The sequence below is a fragment of the Telmatobacter sp. DSM 110680 genome (assembly GCF_039994875.1).
Taxonomy (GTDB): Bacteria; Acidobacteriota; Terriglobia; order Terriglobales; family Acidobacteriaceae; genus Telmatobacter.
This window is the reverse complement of the sequence record NZ_CP121196.1, coordinates 1,508,812-1,526,490: the sequence shown is the minus strand read 5'-3', so window position 1 is coordinate 1,526,490 and position 17,679 is coordinate 1,508,812. Positions and strand designations below refer to the sequence as shown.

Sequence of the window (17,679 nt, the reverse complement as noted above, 5' to 3'; positions counted from 1 at the left end):
CTGAGGCTGCCCCTCAAAGAACAGCGGGCATTCGGTCGGCTTCAGTTGTGCGCGGCTACGCGTCCGCTAAGATCTGGCGCAGGCCGAGAATCGTTGGAAATGGTCTTCCGGGCTTGATGCTGGCGAGATTACCTGGTTCGCCTAATCGCGCTTTCGAACTGTAGGGGCCGACGCTTAGTTGGTTGGCAAGGGAGATGTCGGAAACGGCGGCGGATATCCCTGGACGCATTTCACCAAGACATTTTGTGAGTTTTTCGCGGTCGATGGCGACTGCTCCGATTTTTTCGATTCCCATCCGCTTGAAGTGCGATGAGGTCGATGTGCCGGGTCTCGCCAGACACCAGAGCCGCTCTTCTTGCAGGGGGTATAGGGTGGGCTTCTCGGCGACCGCGTGTATCAGCGTCAGAGGGCGATACCACGCGAGGAAATCAAATGCGCGTCCGGAATCGACGATGACCATCGCCGACCAGCTGTCCGGTTGCCATGACGGGGTGGCTGTACCCATGCGGTCCTTGTTCTGATCAACGAAGTAGGGATTGCGGCACCGGCCGCCGAAGGTTGGATACACGAGGACATCACCGGTGTGCATGAGCAAGGTCTGGGGCGCCTTTAAAACTTCGCGCGGCGTGGATCTTATTTGCGGAGAGAGAATACGTTGACGCACCTCTTCCAAAACTTTTTTCCGCTTGCGCAGGTCTGGTGCCTTCATGCCGAGTTTCTCAAGGGTTTGGAGGTCGCTGCCGGAATCGATGATCTGAAGCGCCGTTTTTTGTGCACGATCGCTTTGAATGCCGCGTTTCGCGAACTGATCTGCTACGACCAGCCAGAATGTTGCATGGTCGGTATCATTGGGGTTGCGTGCGGCTGCGGCTTCGCTTTCACAGAGGATATCGACGAGACGATCGTTGTCGAAAGGCAACTTGGCAACGGCGGCGATGGTACTGCGTAGGTCGAGCGCGAAATCTCCACTGTAGAGGCCTGTTGCCCAGACGCCCATCGTTACACCTCGATATCAAATTGTATTCAGCAGGGCAGATGATTCGTGGATCGCTCTTCGTCATGGCCGGGGAACGCAGTGGTGCTGATCGATGCAAAGGCAGCCTTCAGATTCCTCGACTTCGCTCGGAATCATTAGAGCGTGGAGTTAGGTCTGTGCTTTCCCACCCATGCCGCGATGAAGCTGCGGCATGGATGGGGCACCCGAGGGTGGCGCTAATTGATGCGAAGGGCAACTGCTGGTTCCTCGGCTTAGTTCGGAACGACGGTATCTGTTTTGAATTACAGGGCCTTGCATCAGAGGTATGCGCACGGCGCGTGAACCGGCGGCCAGGGGTTATTGTTTCAGGTGATGATCTGGCGCAACTCGCGCCGCACGTAAGGACGAATTGATGAAACAGATACTCAATCGGTATTTCGCTTTTTTATTCGGAATTTTGATCGCGCTGATTGCGGGCAGATACACGTGCGGCCAGATGCCGGGGATGCCACAGTCGCGGCACCATGCGTGGTCCGACACCAGCCTTTCGCCGGATGCGCGCGCTGACCTGGTGATCAAGGAAATGACGCTGGATGAAAAGATCCAACTGCTGCACGGGCTGGGATGGCTGGCTACGGTGGTGCCACCGGAGTCGGGCCCGGGGACGCGGGCGATTTCGAGTCTCGGCTTTATTCCGGGGATTCAGCGGCTCGATATTCCTGACCTGCAGATGTCCGATTCTGTAGTTGGGATTTCGGGAGCGGGCGCGAAGGGGCGCTATGCGACGGCGCTGCCGTCAGGTGAGGCGATGGCGGCCACGTGGGATCCTGCGCTGTCGTATGAGACCGGAACCATGATCGGGAACGAACTGCGATCGATCGGGTTCAACATGTCGCTGGGCTCGGGGATCAACCTGATTCGAGAGCCGCGCAATGGACGCACGTTCGAGTACAAGGGCGAAGATCCGCTGCTGGCCGGAACGCTGGCTGGACAGGAACTGAAAGCGGAGAAGGCGCTGCACCTGATCACGGACTTGAAGCACTTTGCGGTGAATGACCAGGATGAGGGCCGGTACACGGCAAACTCGATCATCGGCAAGCGCGCGATGCGGGAGAGCGATCTGCTGGCGTTTCAGATTGCGTTGAAGGATTCCGGCGCGGGCGCAGTGATGTGCGCTTACAACGAGATCAACGGGGTTCATGCCTGCGAAAACGAGTACACGCTGAGCGATGTTCTGAAGAAGGATTTCGGATTCAAGGGATTTGTGATTTCCGACTGGGGAGGAACGCAAAGCACGGTGAAGGCTGCGCTGGCGGGTCTCGATATCGAAATGCCCGGCAACGATTCCTTCGGCGCGCCGTTGAAGAAGGCTGTGGAGAGCGGCGAGGTGCCGACGGCGAGGCTGAATGACATGGTGCATCGCATTCTGCGGACCGAATTCGATTCGGGAATTGTCGATAATCCTGCGAAGGCACAGTCGCCGGATGTAATGCGCGGGTTTGAAGTCGCGCAAAAGATAGAAGAGAAGGCTGCGGTGTTGCTGAAGAACGAGCGCAGCCAGTTGCCATTGAACGCAGCGAGCATCAAGTCGATCGCGGTAATTGGGGGACATGCCGATGTGGGAGTGATGTCGGGAGGGGGGTCTTCGCAGGTATCACCGGCTGGAGGCAATCCTGTACCTCCGCCGCCGGAGATTGCCAATAATCCGCTGTCGGTTTTTCTAGAGTCGGTGTACCAGCGCTCTGCTCCGCTGAAGGGGCTTCGCGAGAAAGCGGCTGGTGCGCAGGTGAAGTTCGACCCGGGCACGGATGTGGCGTCTGCTGCTGCGCTGGCGAAAGCATCGCAGGTTGCGATTGTGTTTGCGGTGCAGCATGAATCGGAGGGCATGGACCTGAAGGATCTTTCGCTGCCGGACAAGCAGGATGCATTGATTGAGGCTGTGGCTGCGGCCAATCCGCACACGCTTGTGGTGCTGGAGACTGGCGGCGCGGTGCTGATGCCGTGGATCGACAAGGTGAGTGCGGTGGTTGAAGCATGGTACCCGGGGATTCGCGGATCGGAAGCGATTGCCAATGTTTTGTTCGGTAGCGTGAATCCTTCGGGGAAACTCCCTCTCACTTTTCCGAGGAGCGAAGCGGATCTGCCGCATCCGGTACACGTGAATCAGCCGGCTGTGGATGCGAATCATCCGGTGCAGCATCTGGCGGGATTTCCGGGGCTGGTGGGCGTCTTCATGAAGATTGGGCCGTCGTTTGATGTGAACTACGACGAAGGATTGAAGGTGGGCTACAAGTGGTACGACGCGGAAAAGAAGCCGGTGCTTTTTCCGTTTGGTTTTGGGCTTTCGTACACGACGTTTGCTTATTCCGGACTATCGGTGACGGCTGGGAATTCTACCTCGGTAACGTTCACCGTTAAGAACACGGGTAAGCGCGCGGGGACGGAGACGGCGCAGGTTTATGCTTCGTTGCCGGATGCGGCGGGTGAGCCTCCGAAGCGGCTGGTGGGATGGACGCGTGTCGATCTGGGCGCCGGGGAGTCAAAGCAGGTTTCGGTTGCGGTTGGGCGGGAACGGCTTGAGGTTTTTGATGAGGCTGCGGATGGGTGGAAGCTGGTTCCCGGGAAGTACGTTTTCCGGGTGGGAGGATCTTCTCGGGATTTGGCGTTGGAGGAGGGGGTTTCTTTCTAGCTTTTAACGATGGTCCGAGGTATTCGAGGCGAAGAGCAAGAGTAGGTCCTTCGACTTCGCTCATGATGACGAGCCCCGAGATTGGAACTGGGGATGTTCGATTTGCGTAGTCTTCGTGGTAGGCTGGTTTCCCTGAAAGGTCATGTTTATGCGCGCCATTTCTGCTGCAGATGCCATCACTCCTGCTGTTGAACGCACCAAGGCATTTCTCTTCAGGCCGTTCAGCTGGGGGACGTTTCTGAAGCTAGGGCTTGTGGCTTTAGTTACGGAAGGACTGGGGAGCAATTTCCGGGGTTCGTCATCGCGCAGCGGCGGTGGCGGCGGTTCTTCATTGGGGCGCGGGCCGATGATCCATTCTTTGAGGGATATTCCGCCACAATGGATTGCGGCAGGCGTGGCGGCGTTTCTGCTGGTGCTGTTGATTGCGGCGGTGGTGTTTTACCTGATCACGCGGCTGCGGTTTGCGTTCTTCCATTGCCTGGTGCATAACACCAAGATGATCAGGCCGGGTTGGGACCTTTATAAAGAGCAGGCATCGCGGTTCTTCTGGCTGAATATTGGAGTCGGAGTGGGTTTCCTTCTGCTGATGGGATTGATTTCGATTCCATTTGTGGCGGGATTCTTGCGTTTGTTCCGCGACATGCAGCCGGGCGGTCATCCGAATATTGGGATGCTGCTGGGACTGATTCTTCCCCTGGTGCCGATTATTCTTCTGCTGGTCGTTCTCGGAATTGCGCTGGACATTATTTTGCGCGACTGGATGTTGCCGCACTTTGCGCTGGAAGATGCCTCGGCGAGCGACGCTTGGAGTTCAGTGTGGGCAAGGATCACGGCGGAGAAGGGACAGTTCTTCGCATACGCGCTGCTGCGCTTGATTCTGCCGATGGTTGCGGGGATCGCGATTTTCCTGATTCTGCTGATTCCGGGCCTGGTGCTGGCGGGAGCAGTTGCAGGCATGGAGCTTGGAATTCATTCGGCGTTTGCGGATTCGACGGGCTCGGCTTCGGTCGCTGGAATTATGCTGCAGGTTTTCTTCGGGCTGGTGGCGTTTGGATTTTTCTTGCTAGCCAGCATCTGCCTGGGCGGCCCGCTGAGCACGGGCACGCGGGAGTACGCGATCCTGTTCTACGGTGGACGCTACCAGGTTCTAGGAGATTTGTTATATCCGCAGCCGCTGCCGCCATCGCCGATACCGGCGGGCGTACCTGTGGTGTGAGCACACGCTGGCTGATGCGATTCAACGAATGCGCTGCGACTGAAGATCAATTCAGTTTTGCGGTGAGCGGCGGTCAGGCCCGGGTATGGTGGTCGGCCCAGGCCTCCTGCAGCAGGGCTGCGGCTTTCTTTACCGGGATCGGCTTTCTCATCTGCTGATTGCGGTACGCGGCCCAAGCGGCGACGAACGCCGAGACCCCAAGAACATATAAGGACACACGGAACATCTGAGTTTTCCTCCGTAATGCCGGGTTCGATGCGCGGTTGTCGGCGGGGGATGCTGGAGTTCTGGTGCGGCTTTCGCAGCAAAGAAACGACGACCTTTCAACAGACGAGTGGAAGTGGGAGCGAAGTTTTGTCTGATAAACACGGACGTGGACTGTCGGGCGGAAACGATGGTCCGAGCAGAAGGATGGTTTGTCTAATGAGCTGTGGCCATGATGGGGCGAGAGTTTTTGGTGCGAGAAGAGACTGCGGTGCGGGCGCCGATCGATCGGTGCTTTTCGCTTTCAACGCATCTCGCCGTGGTGGAGCTGGTGCTGGAGATGCGACCGGTTGGCGGACGCATGAGCGGAACCGTTGTGGGCGGAGACACGGTGCGATGGCGGGGGTGGAAGTGGGGACTGCCGCATGTGCATGAAAGCCTGATCGATGAGTTTGATCCTCCGGTATTCTTTCGCGACCGGATGATTTCAGGACGGTTCGCCAGATTTGAACACGAGCATCACTTCACAGAGCGTAGCGATGGCACCGTGCTGATGCGTGACGAGCTGCGATTCTCTCTTCCGTGGGGGATGGGGGGAGAACTGGTGGGGCGGACGATTGTGCTGCCACATATTCACGAACTGATGCGGCGGCGGTTTGCGCTGATTAAGCAGATGGCCGAAGGGGAGGAGTGGCGCCGGTATCTAGAGGAGCCACGCGTCGCTGTGGGTGTGCAAGATCGGACTTGAAACGAACATTTCGATGGTTCGCGGTGTCAAACATGAGGTGAGGCCGGAAGCAAGCCGGGCAGGTTCGTGCATGCGCTTGGGTGGTAGCCTGAGGTTGGGAGTTTCTTTGATGCGGTGGATGGCGATGGCAGCGGGTGTGATGGTTTTGGCAGGCGCCGGAATGCGCATGGAAGCGCAGGCGGCTGCTCCAGCCAAAGCTAGTCCCAATTCGGCGAAGCCCGCGCCAATGATGGTGACTACGGGATCTCCTACCGCCGCAAAAGACAGGCCGGTGCTACCGGAGGCCTTTGCGGGATGGGTAGCGACGGACAAACCGAAGGTGTTGACGGATGCAGCAGAACTGGATAGCGCCAATGCGGCGGCGCTGAAGGAGTACGGCAACCAGGGCGGCATCGTCGCCAGCTATAAACGCAGTGACGAGACGCTGACAGTGAAAGCGCTGAGCTTCCAGGATGTGAGTGGGGCTTACGGCGCATATTCGTTCTACCGGCAGAATGGCTGGCCGAAGGCGGATATCGGGACGGGCGGGACTTCGGACAAGAACCGGGTCCTGTTCTGGAAGGGCAGCACAGTGGTGGATGCGACCTTCTCGAAGGTCGGGCCGATGTCAGCAAGCGAGTTGCGCGACCTAGCGAAGGATCTACCGATGCCGCAGGGCAATCGAGCGCTGCCGCCGCCGATTCTTGCGATGTTGCCGCAGGACGCGCTAGATAAGCAGACAACACACTTTGCGCAAGGCCCGTCGGGATATGCGGGTAGCGGTGGGGTGCTGCCGCCAGAGCTGGTGGGGTTCGATCGCGATGCAGAGACGGTGACCGCGAACTACTCACTGACTTCGGGGCCCGCGGTGCTGACGCTGATCGACTATCCGACGCCGCAGATTGCGGAAGCACAGTACAAGAAGATTCACGACTACATCAAGACGGGCAGCGGGGCTCAGCCGGCGTTTCCCAAGCCGCTGCAGGACTCCGACCAGGCCTCGCTCGAGGTGCTGCGCAGCGGACCAATCGTGGCGCTAGTGAGTGGCGATGCGATTCCCGATGAGAGTCACAAACTGCTGGCACAGGTTCATTACTCCGCTGAGCTGACGCAGATGACGCAGGGGAAAGACAACGAGATCGTGAAGACCGGCCAGTTCCTGATGGGAGTGGCGATGCTGGTGATCATCGGTTGTAGTGCGGCGGTGCTGCTGGGTTTCTTTCTCGGCGGCGGCAGGGCGCTCTACCGGGTCGCGCGGGGCAGACCGGTGTCTTCGGTGTATGAGGTGGAATTCATCCGGCTACATCTTGAAGATTGAAACTTGCGGGTGAGAAGAATCACGGGCGCATCCGAACGGTTAACTAAGACCTTTTGGCTGTGGAAAAACGGCCGTAAACCCTAGAAAACACCTAGAAAACTCGGCAATATATGCAGTTTAAAAGGCGAATGTCCGGCGAAGATCTGATACGTGTTCAGTTAAATATTGATTCTGTAAGTTATTGATATTAAATATAGTTAAATCGCTCCGGATTTATTCTTGACACTCCGGTCCCCCACACCTACTATGCAGCCAGAAAGTTCTGATGGTTTTGCCTCCGTTGGAACTATTCTCCCTGAGGAAGGAGCTGCCCTGTTGCCGGGCGGCTCTTTCCGTTTTTGAGGGCTAGTTTTCGGAGGCTTGGTCGGGGATCGGGTCAGACCAGGTGTGGCCGCACGATTCGCAGAGCCAGTTGTTCGAAGGCTCTACGGATTCGAGGATGGGGTCTTCGGCTTTGCAACGGGGGCACCGGGGGATTTGGTAGGCGGGCGCTGCTTCTCGTTCTTTCAGCTCGTCGATGATGTCCTGCGGAATGGGCTGAGCGATGACGGCGCGCGCCTGGTCCAGTTGGTCGGCGGCGACGTTGAGCTGAATGTCGCCCTCGCCTATCTCTAGCCACGGAACAAAAAAGCGCGATCCTGGTCGCTGGGCCCAGCTCTCAATTCCGGCGCGGCGCAACATCTCACCTCGTTGAGCGGCTTCGTCGATTGAATCGCAACGGCAGAGGCCAGTCTTCCAGGTGTATTCGGCAGCACCACGCTCAAGCGCGTCAGGATCGATGTCCTGATCGCTGTCCTCCCCATCGTCCCAATGCACGCCGATATCACTGTCGGAAGAGGGGATGTTTCGCGTGGGCCTCGTGTCGGCGATACCGCGCTTCTTGAGTTCATCGCGGAGGATTTGCTGGGCGTTTGGGGTTAGATCGTTGATTTGAGCGGCGAGATCGCGAATCTCAATGTCGCCCATTTCGCCGTAGAACGTGGTGAGGCGCCGCCATTCTTCCATGGGGTCTGTAGGCATGGGGAGCAGTATAGCGGGTCGCGATTGAGGTGAGATGTGGTTTCCTACGAGATCGCATGACACTTTCTCGGAGAGTGTTGAGGCGCTCGCTAACGAAAAGTGTTCCAGCCGATGTCGGCTAGAAGGGCACGGCCTACGACTAATGCGGTGACGATGAGTGCCGCGAGGACGCAGGTCCAGAAGCCCATGCGGCTGAAGGAGATGAACAGGGTGCTTTGCTTGCTGGCCAAGGTGAGGCCGGCCTGGTCGGGGAGCAGGGCTTCGACTGCGACTGCGATTAGAAATCCTGCGGCCCAGACCAAGGCAATTCTGAAAGATAGCTGCAGGGTAATGTTCATCATTGATTCGATCGGCTCCTCTTCGAGCGGATATTGAAGGGACGCCGGAGGCAGTGCTTTGGCTGCCTCGGCCGCCGCCTTTACCGAATTCCGGCACAACGATACAATCGTGAAGGAGACACGAACAGCTGCTGCCTCTAAATGCCTGTTCGCATCGCCGACGTAGCTCAGTTGGTAGAGCAGCTGATTCGTAATCAGCAGGTCATCGGTTCAAGTCCGATCGTCGGCTCCATCTGCTCCGAATTCCTTCTTAAAACTTAGACACCGCTGGGGGTGAGGGCGGGCAATGGTGTGTTTATGGGCGAGGTTTCGGTGCCGAAGAGGCCGTAAGAAACAGGTCCTTCGACTTTGCTCAGGATGCTGACGCACGCGAACAAAGCCTTGATTAAGCTTTGGGAACCACCAACACTGTTATGGATTGTGCCGGGAAGGTCGTCGACAGGGTGCTGGTTGTGCCCGTACCGGCGGGAGCTGTGACGGTGAGGTTGGGCTGGGTAGCGATAGCGCTCAAGTTCGCACTGCTATAGAGGAACACCTGAGCCGGACCTCCAGGCTTGAAGTTGGCCAGGTTGAGCGTGGTGGTGAAGTCGCCGTAGGTTTTGTTGATGACGACCACGGTGAGCGTATTGTCTTTGCTACGAAGAGCCCCATAGACGGAGAGCTTGCCCTGATCGCTGCTGGTGGAGGTAACGGCCTGGTCGCCAAAGGTCGATTTCGCGCCGTCGTAGTTGCGGAAGATCTCGAAGGCGATGAGGCCGGGGATCTGCTTGACGGGATCGGGCGCACCCCAAAGGGTGCCAATGTCCAGGCCTTCGCGGCCGAATATACCGAGGATGTCCGCCTGCGCGAGTGCCCCGTTGATGTGTTCCTGTCCTCCCCAGTTGTATTCGGTAATCGCAAGCTTGGTGCCGGGGTAGTCAGTGGCGACCCACTTCTTCATCATGGGAATGACTTGCGGCGCTTGCAGGGGCGTCTTGCAGTTTGAAGTGAAGTTGGAATCGGTGGTGTAGTTGGGTTGCGAGTAATTCGGATCGGTGTAGGTGGGATCCCAGAAGACGCGGGTGGAGTTGATGCGCGCCTGTTGGGCTTGCGTATCACCGCCAGTGCTGAAGGCCAGGTTGTCTGCAACAAAGTAGGTGTGCAGATCGACGTAATCGAGCAGTCGCGTGCCGTGTGCCTTTTCATATGCCGCGAATTGCTGCAGGTAGTACTCGATGAGCGGAACTCCGCCGTGCCCATTTCGATCAACGGGGTTGCTCCATGGTTCATAGCAAGGACCGGAGCCCCATCCATTCTCGATGTCTTTCTTGGAATAGAAATATCCCCACCAATAATCCATCACGGGGCCGCTGACTTCAGCGGTGGGATCTGCCGACTTGATTGCCACTGCGTGGGCGATGCCATTGTTGGTTACTTCGTCATAAGTAAAAGGCAGAGGATGAACGTCGCGGTGCACTGCATCCCACCAACTCGGCTCATTGTCCAGGTCATAAACTGCGACGCCTCCGTTAGCCGCGGTTCCGAACTTGCCAACGAGATATTTGACCCAGTTTCCGGTCCACGTGGCATCGACGGCGATGCTGGTGTTGGTTGCGGCAACTCCGGTGATGTTACAGCCACTGGCGTTGGTACAGTTGTTTATGCCGCTGGGATAGAGGCCGTTGCCGCATCTTCCACCGTATGGATCCACCGCCACCTGATTCGGATAGGTAGCGATTGGAAAGCTGCACGAGGTGCCGTCCTTGGCGACCCAGCCGTTGACGGGAACAGTGCCGATGGTCCTGGTGCCATTGGCGTGATCGCTGGCAACCTGCTGGTTGAATTCGCCGGTGTCCTGCACCCCTGTGCTGCCTGTTCCGTTTTCAAAATACCAGTCGCTGGCTGAGTTGGTGACATCGAGTTGGTAGTTGTAACGCGAGGTTGCGTCGCCGCCGAAGCGGTTGATGGAGAGGTTGGCGGATGCGGCTTCGCTCGCCGCGAGTTGAAATGCATTCATGCCGTAGATGTACGGGTTGATTGGATGCGTGATGGTCCCAGCATCTATGGTGAGCGATGGACCCGTGGATGCGGCGGGCTGCGAAAGAGTGACGGTTGCGCTGCCTGTGACGGTTGTGTCCTGCGTGCTGGTCGCGGTAACGGTGACCGTTGCGGGAGCAGGGTAAGGCGTGTTGTAGAGGCCGTTGTTGCTGATGGTGCCCGCACTTTGTGAGTTGCCTGCAGGCGCGGCGACGGACCATGTAATGGCGCCGGTTACTCCGGTGGGAAGTGCTGCGTTGAACTGCACCTGGGAGCCGATGATGGCGGTGTTCGGCGTGACGGCGATGGTGGGAGACGCGTAGGTGGCAGTGACGGTGGCGTTCGCGCTCATCGTTATGCTGCACGCGACGGTTTTCGCGGAGGTGCACCCAGCCCAGGATATAAAGGTATGGCTGCCGGAGGTTGCAGGTGCGGTTACGGTGACGGCTGTTCCGGAGTTGTAGGTGCGCGTGAAACTGGCGTTGCCGTTGGCGGCGCCATTGTTGTCTGCCGGCGCTACGGTCATGGCGACACCGTTGACAGGATTCACGGTGTTCACGGTAAGGACGAAGGCCGACGGCGGCGGAGGGGTCGTTGTCGTGCCGCCGCCACTACCGCCGCACGCGTTGAATACTGTAGCGAGACTCACTGCCATCCAAAGTGCTGCATTCCGGTGCGAGATCTTCATCGCGATTTCTCCCCTTGTGTTGACCAGAGTTTTTAGCGGCTTGTTGCAGCTTCGGTCGTCGTAGCCTGCGCACTGGTCATGACAAGCCACGCTTCAACGAGATGGCTACTTGATGATCACAACGTTCATGCTCCACGGATCGAGCGTGAGCGCCAGGGGCAGGGTCTTGGTGCCCAAATCGGTGGTGGTGGGTGCAGCCCAGACGTTGTTCTGCGACTGGTCGTAGAGAGCCTTGCTGTATGTTTCGACTAGAACGTCAGAGCTCGTGGTTTGCGCGGAGAGCGATACCGTGACTGGGGCGGATACAGACTGATTCAGGTTGAACAGGACCAACGCCGTGCCGCCGCTGTTAGTGGCGGCATAGGCGCGGACGTTGGCGGTGTCTCCGGCGACGGTGGCGGTAAGTACGCTTTCTCCGTTGACGGCAACCTTGCTGAAGAGCTGGAACGCGCGCGCTGTTGGCGACATGGTTCCAATGGGACCGGCGCCGGCGCAACCGGTATCCGAGGGGCCATCGGCAAAGACGTTGTAGCCGCCGAAATTCTGCCAGCCATAGAGCGAGCTGGAATCATTGCCTTGAGTGCCGTTGCAGTTGCCGAAGCCAATCCACCAGGTGGCGCGGGCAACGCCGTCATTCATTAATTCGCCGAGCACCTGGCCTGCATAGAGACCTTGCGTGATGGAAAGGCTTTGCTTGCCGGGGTTGCTGTACACGGAACCGATCTCACCGACGTAGATGGGGGTGTTGGGATTGCCAGCTGTAGCAAGTTCGGTCTTCAGGGTATTGATCTCAGTGGTGAGGTCATTGGCAGCTTTCTGGACGAGGTAGGTGTCGCTCTCGCTGCCGGGAGCTTGCGGGTAGTAGTGATATTCGACGAAATCGTATTTTGAATTCGCAAGAACGGTCGGATCCCACGCGGGCGAGTTTCCAGGATTGACGTCAACGCCAACGAGCACGCTGGAATCTGCGGCCTTGATCAAAGAGTAGTAGCCGCTGGTCGATGCGGTTCCGACGGCGGCGGCGTAGGTGGCGGCGTCGTTCTTTTTGGAGTGAAGATCGTCTTCCCAACTTCCGTATTCTTCGTTGCCGACTGTCATGTGGCTGACGTGAGCATTGATGGATTTCGCCTGCGCGATCCAGGCTGCGGCTTCGGTGGGGTCACCGGGGCCGGTACAGGCCGCGTTGGTTCCGTAGTTCGCGGTGAGTGCGACGTCAAAGCTGCCGGGGGTGACGAGGTCATTGACGAAGTTGGCGAAAGTTGCGTTGGTGTTGGGCGTGTTGCCGCACATGGTGTTGGTGGCCCAGTGATAATCGTCGGACCACGAACCGCCGGGCCAACGCACAGCTTTGATTCCCGCAGCCTGGAATGCGGGCACAACTGCAGCCGTTGTGGGGTCGTACCATGCGGCCATGTTCATCCCGAGAAGTTTGTCGCTAATGGCGGGACCGATGCTGGCCTGATTGACGGCAACGGTGGTGGCGATTGCAGTCACGTTGACTGCAGAAGACTTGCCGGTGGCGGCATTATAGGTGGAAGAACTGGAGGAGTCCGGTGTGTAGGAGGCTGTGAGGGTGTTTGCGCCTACAGCCAGCGAACCCGCGGCCACGTTGACGGTTGCGCTACCGCTGGCCAGGGTCGTCGCCGAAGAAGTGTAGGCTCCGCTGCTGAGCGTGATGGAACCGGTCGGCACCGCGTTGCCGCTGCCACCGTTGACGGCCACCGCGACGGAGAGAGCCTGCGCGGTGGTGATTGTGGACGCGGAGGGCGTGACGGTGATGGTGGGGGTGGTCTTGGCCGGGGGGGGAGGGGGGGTAGTCGAACCGCCACCACCGCCTCCACAGGCGGTCAAGGTTGCTGCGAGACTCACTGCCATCCAAAGTGCTGCATTCTGGTGCAAATTCTTCACTGATGTTCTCCCGTGTGCGTTCATTCGCCTCCCGGTTCGTTTTCCATCTGCGCGGAGCGCACCTTATTCGCAGTGCCGAGCGTACGCCTCTTAAAAAGCGATTTAGCCCGCTTCAGACCGGTTGGAATTTTCGCGCAATGATACGCTATCCGACGCGCACAAGGCGATGTCGGGGAGCAGGCGAGTGGTGACTTTAGGACACGCCCGTCGCGGATGCTGATTCCTGAGGGGTTACTGGATTGCGAGAAGCTTTTTGACTTCGCAAGCGAGGTTATCGCGGAGAGAGTGAAGGCGGGACAAGGCGGCGGCAGCTTCGGCGGGGTTTCCGACAGCGCTGAGGTTGAGAATCTCTCCGCCACAGGCATGAAGATTGCGATGAAGCGACTCGGCCTCAAGAAAAGTTGCGTGGCGGACTTCCGAGGAAGGGGTCTGCGAGCACATCCACGCGCCGAGCCGGCATTGCGTTGGATCGAGTGACGGGGGCACGCGCCGTTTGCCATGAAGAAACGCTTCGATGGCGCCGACCCAAGCGCTGTGTTCTGCGCCGGCGTAAAGGAGCGGCCGGTCAGAGGGGTGGAGCGCAACGGCATTGGACCATTGCGGATGAGTCCTCCAGGATGCGACCCAGGCGGGAAGGTCTTCCGCGGGCATGGGCCGCGCGATGCCGAAGCCTTGCGCAACCTGGCATCCGAGGCGGAGGAGAAGAATTCCCTGCTCGATGGTTTCGACTCCCTCGGCTACGGCCAGTCGACGGAAGGCGGAAGCGAGGCCGAGCATTCCTTCGACGATGGTCAGATCTTCAGGGTCGTCGAGCATGTCGCGCACGAAGGTCTGATCGATCTTGAGAACGTCTACGGGCAGGCGCTTGAGGAAATCCAGCGAAGCATAGCCGGTGCCGAAGTCATCGAGAGCGAAGGAGACGCCGAGTCTACCGCAGGAGTGAATGACTTGGGCGATCTGCGACATGTCGGGCAGCGCGCTGCTCTCCAGAACCTCGATTTCGAGTTTCGTGGGATCGACGGAAGGGTGCGCGACTAGCAGTTCGTTGAGTCGCGCGCAGAAGTCGGCCTGCTGCAACTGCTGCGCTGAGATGTTAACGCTGATCGGAATGTCCAGCCCTGTGTCGCGCCAGATTTCGAGTTGGCGAAGTGCACTTTCAATGACCCATTCGCCGATGTTGAGAGCAACCGAATGCCCGTCGACGATGGGGAGGAAACTGCCGGGCAGGAGCAATCCACGTTCGGGATGATTCCACCGGATAAGGGCTTCTGCGCCTTTGATAGCGCCGGTAGCCATGTTCATCTTTGGTTGGTAATGGAGAACGAACTCATTTTTGGACAGCGCGACTCGGATACGTTCGAGATCTTCGTGATGGCCGCGGGTAGAAAGCGCGAGGGTGGAATCGAAAAGGAGATATCGGTTCTTGCCGCTGATTTTGGATTGATAGAGGGCTTGCGCGGCCTGGCGGAGAAGCTGGTCGGCATCGACATCTTCGGCCTGGGGGTAGCAGGCGATGCCGGCACTGGCCGAGAGCTGCAGCGATTGTGCTCCGACAAAGACAGGCTGAGAAGCGGCTTGAAGTAGCTGCATCACGGAGGGAAAACACTGGTCGGGATTATCGAAGTCTAGAAGCACCGCGATGAATTCGTCGCCGCCGAGTCGTGCGAGTGTATCGTCTTTGCGCAATACCGACTTCATGCGATGAGCAATGGTGGTGAGCAAATCGTCGCCGATGGCGTGGCCATGACGGTCGTTGATGGCTTTGAAGTTGTCGAGATCGAGGCACACTACGGCGAGGATGCTGCCGCGACGGCTGGCCTGGGACATGGCTTGATGGAGGCGCTCGCGCAGGAGTGCGCGATTAGGAAGGCCAGTGAGCAGATCATACCGAGCGATCCTCTGAAGCGCCTGCTCGCGCTCTTTTTCAGAGCTGATGTCGGAGAATAGGGCGACGTATTGCTGGGTTACTCCAGCGTTGTCGCGGACCGCCGTAATGGTGAGCAATTCAGGGAAGATGCGACCATCCTTGGCGCGATTCCAGATTTCTCCCGACCAGTGTCCGCTTTCAATAAGATCGCGCCACATGTTGGCGTAGAACTCTCTGCCCTGGCGGCCGGAGCGGAGAAGGTTGGAGGACATGCCGACCGCCTCTTCGCGACTGTAGCCGGTGATCTGCGTAAAAGCATCGTTGACGTCGAGGATGATGCCGGAAGGATCGGTGATGACGATGCCTTCGGCTGCGTGCGTGAAGACGCTGGCGGCGAGTTGAAGCCTGGATTCTGCGTGCTTGCGCGCGGTGATGTCCTCAGAAAAGATGATGATGCCGCCGATATCCCCCGTTCCCATTAACCAGGGCCGAACTTCAAAGCGAACAAAGAATATCGAGCCGTCGGAACGGTCATAGCGTTCGTCTTCGCTCTTGATGGTTTCACCGCCTAATGCTCGGCGATGAATGGTAAGCCAGCGGGCGGGGAGATCGGGAAATATGTCGTAATGGGATCGACCGAGGATGTCGTCGATCTGAAGTTTAAAGTTCTCGCACCAGCGGCGGCTGGCGGCGATATAGCGCATGTTGCGGTCGAACATGGCGAGGGCGGCGGGCGCATGTTTAGTGAAGAGCTGTAGCAGTTCCTCGCTCTGGCGGAGATCGGCTTCAGCGCGTTTTCTCTCGGTGATGTCCTGGATTGTGCCGCGCATGATGAGCGGATCACCGTTAGCGCCGAACTCGATGCGTCCGAGCCCGTGCACCCATCGACGCGCACGCTTGTTGTGACTGATGATGCGATATTCGCGGTTGAACAGTTTATGTTGACCGAGAACTTCTTCCTCGAAGTAAGCGGCCATGGGCTCGCGATCTTCGGGATAAATGAGCGCTGTCCATCCTTCGACGGAACGAACGTAGTCCGGCCCGATGCCAAAGATTTCATCAAGGACATCGGAAGAGGACCAGACCATGGTCTTGAGGTCGAGCACGTAACTACCGAGTCCAGCGATCCTTTGGGATTCCTGGAGGGATTCTGCGAGTTCACGCAGGCTGCGCTCGGCTTCCATCGTTTGACCTGGATTATCCATAAGGCCTGTCTCGCCAGGCATCTGGAAAAACTAAGTAAAGTTAGTAGGGCAAAAGTAGCATATCCCAACGTTGACCGACGCCGAGGGTTCGAATCAATTCAACGTTCGTCGCTATGGAGAATCAATGTTCGCTTCACTCTCCGATACGGGAAATCCTGCGGAGTGGCAGCAATCGTGGTCATAAGCTGAACGTGAAAATGCACTCAGTATGCGACGAGCGAAGGCGTTGGAACCAAATGAGGTACCGGTTATCCACGCACTTTTTTATCGGTTATTGTTTCGTCCCTGCTTATCCACGCATATTCTTGGCATAATCCAAGCTGTAATGTGACGGGCGCCAGGTGAGGCGAGTTGAGACAGGGGCTATCGGTTGACCTTGCTCAAGGACCGAACAGGTGACCAGCCACATGCAAGAGAGCGGTTCCTTCGTCGCTGATTCGAGCACCACGTTCAGGAGCAGAATCGGGAATTGAAACTGTGAGCCCAATTCGGTCCTGCGCACGACCGGGATGCAACCACCGGAGCATTGAAGAGTGAACAGCTTTAGCCGCCAGGATGTGTTGAGGATTCTGCAGATCAGTTCCCGCCAGTTGCTGGGGTGGGAAAAGGCCGGGTTGATCTCCCAGCGCGAGATTTACACCTTTCAGGATCTTGGTCAACTGAGGACGCTGCGTTCGCTGCGTGAGGATGACGTATCTTCGGCGTCGATCCGGCATTCTGTTGCGGCCATGCAGGCGGTGGCGGGAATGTCGAATCCGTTGCAGGAGGCCTCGCTGGTACGGACGGGAACGCGGTTGGCATTTCGCTGCGACGGCGCCATGGTTGACCCGATACGGCGTCAGCTGCTTTTTGATTTTGAACGGGTAGAGCGGCAGACGGCGACATCGGAAGTGCGAGCGCTGCGGCGGGCATCGGACGGGATCAAGGGAATCCAGGAACTGTTTGTGGCGGCGGTTCAAGCCGAAGAGACCGGCGAGAAGCATCGGGCGATTTCGCTCTATGAGGAGATGCTGCGGGTCGATCCGGATTACGCGCCGGGCTACATCAACCTCGGCACTATCCACTTTCATCTGCGGCAATTCGTGCGTGCGGAAGAGTTGTACCGGCAGGCGACAGAGAAAGACCCCGGCTACGTGCTGGCTTTCTTCGATCTGGGCAACGTACTGGATGAGTTGGAACGGCCTGACGAATCGATAGCAGCCTACCAGCGTGCGGTCGAACTGGCGCCGCGGTATGCCGATGCACACTACAACCTTGCCCTGGCATACGAGCGCAAGGGCGAACGGCGGGCAGCCCTGCGGCACTGGCAAGCTTATGCCAAGCTGGACAAGTCCGGCCCGTGGAGCGAACACGCACGAACCCAGATTCGGAAGCTGCTGGACGGGGAAAAGCTATCAATCTCGTGGCGCGCCGCCAGCTATATTGCTCCTGTCAAAGGGATGGCTGACCTGCAGGTATTGCAGCGGCTAAACTGATCAGAAGGTACCGAACCCAGACTGCTCTTTCG

The 17,679-nt window shown here is 58.2% G+C and carries 11 protein-coding genes and 1 tRNA gene; 6 read left to right on the top strand and 6 right to left on the bottom strand.

The window, feature by feature from the left end:
• Window positions 1-55: 55 nt before the first annotated feature.
• Window positions 56-997 (bottom strand): hypothetical protein, encoded by a 942-nt coding sequence (locus P8935_RS06145; RefSeq protein WP_348264111.1) that lies wholly within the window; start codon window positions 995-997, stop codon window positions 56-58.
• A gap of 391 nt (window positions 998-1,388) precedes the next feature.
• Here P8935_RS06145 and P8935_RS06140 point away from each other — a divergent pair, with 391 nt between their 5' ends.
• From P8935_RS06140 to P8935_RS06125, 4 genes are all read left to right on the top strand, one after another.
• Window positions 1,389-3,665, top strand: a complete 2,277-nt coding sequence (locus tag P8935_RS06140; protein ID WP_348264110.1) for a glycoside hydrolase family 3 C-terminal domain-containing protein — start codon at window positions 1,389-1,391, stop codon at window positions 3,663-3,665.
• A 148-nt stretch (window positions 3,666-3,813) separates the two neighbouring features.
• Window positions 3,814-4,881: a hypothetical protein gene (locus P8935_RS06135; RefSeq protein ID WP_348264109.1), complete on the top strand. Its 1,068-nt coding sequence runs from the start codon at window positions 3,814-3,816 to the stop codon at window positions 4,879-4,881.
• A gap of 457 nt (window positions 4,882-5,338) precedes the next feature.
• Window positions 5,339-5,833, top strand: coding sequence for a hypothetical protein (locus P8935_RS06130; protein WP_348264108.1), 495 nt, complete (start codon window positions 5,339-5,341; stop codon window positions 5,831-5,833).
• Between the two features lie 109 nt (window positions 5,834-5,942).
• Window positions 5,943-7,130 carry a DUF6599 family protein gene (locus P8935_RS06125; protein WP_348264107.1) on the top strand — a complete coding sequence of 396 codons (1,188 nt, stop codon included), beginning with the start codon at window positions 5,943-5,945 and terminating at the stop codon, window positions 7,128-7,130.
• A gap of 345 nt (window positions 7,131-7,475) precedes the next feature.
• On the opposite strand, the gene P8935_RS06120 is transcribed toward P8935_RS06125, so the two are convergent.
• Both P8935_RS06120 and P8935_RS06115 read right to left on the bottom strand, forming a co-directional pair.
• Window positions 7,476-8,135, bottom strand: coding sequence for a hypothetical protein (locus P8935_RS06120; protein WP_348264106.1), 660 nt, complete (start codon window positions 8,133-8,135; stop codon window positions 7,476-7,478).
• 104 nt (window positions 8,136-8,239) lie between these two features.
• On the bottom strand, window positions 8,240-8,491 hold the full coding sequence (locus tag P8935_RS06115) for a hypothetical protein (RefSeq protein WP_348264105.1): 252 nt from the start codon (window positions 8,489-8,491) through the stop codon (window positions 8,240-8,242).
• A gap of 153 nt (window positions 8,492-8,644) precedes the next feature.
• Here P8935_RS06115 and P8935_RS06110 point away from each other — a divergent pair.
• Window positions 8,645-8,720, top strand: a tRNA-Thr gene (locus P8935_RS06110).
• Window positions 8,721-8,873: 153 nt separating this feature from the next.
• Here the strand turns inward: P8935_RS06110 and P8935_RS06105 are convergent.
• The 3 genes from P8935_RS06105 to P8935_RS06095 form a co-directional block, all read right to left on the bottom strand.
• Window positions 8,874-11,192 carry a glycoside hydrolase family 44 protein gene (locus tag P8935_RS06105; RefSeq protein WP_348264104.1) on the bottom strand — a complete coding sequence of 773 codons (2,319 nt, stop codon included), beginning with the start codon at window positions 11,190-11,192 and terminating at the stop codon, window positions 8,874-8,876.
• Window positions 11,193-11,297: 105 nt separating this feature from the next.
• Window positions 11,298-13,100 carry a hypothetical protein gene (locus P8935_RS06100; RefSeq protein WP_348264103.1) on the bottom strand — a complete coding sequence of 601 codons (1,803 nt, stop codon included), beginning with the start codon at window positions 13,098-13,100 and terminating at the stop codon, window positions 11,298-11,300.
• 231 nt (window positions 13,101-13,331) lie between these two features.
• Window positions 13,332-16,172 (bottom strand): EAL domain-containing protein, encoded by a 2,841-nt coding sequence (locus P8935_RS06095; RefSeq protein WP_348264102.1) that lies wholly within the window; start codon window positions 16,170-16,172, stop codon window positions 13,332-13,334.
• Between the two features lie 533 nt (window positions 16,173-16,705).
• On the opposite strand from P8935_RS06095, the gene P8935_RS06090 reads away from it, so the two are divergent.
• Window positions 16,706-17,647, top strand: coding sequence for a tetratricopeptide repeat protein (locus P8935_RS06090; RefSeq protein WP_348264101.1), 942 nt, complete (start codon window positions 16,706-16,708; stop codon window positions 17,645-17,647).
• Window positions 17,648-17,679 lie beyond the last annotated feature (32 nt).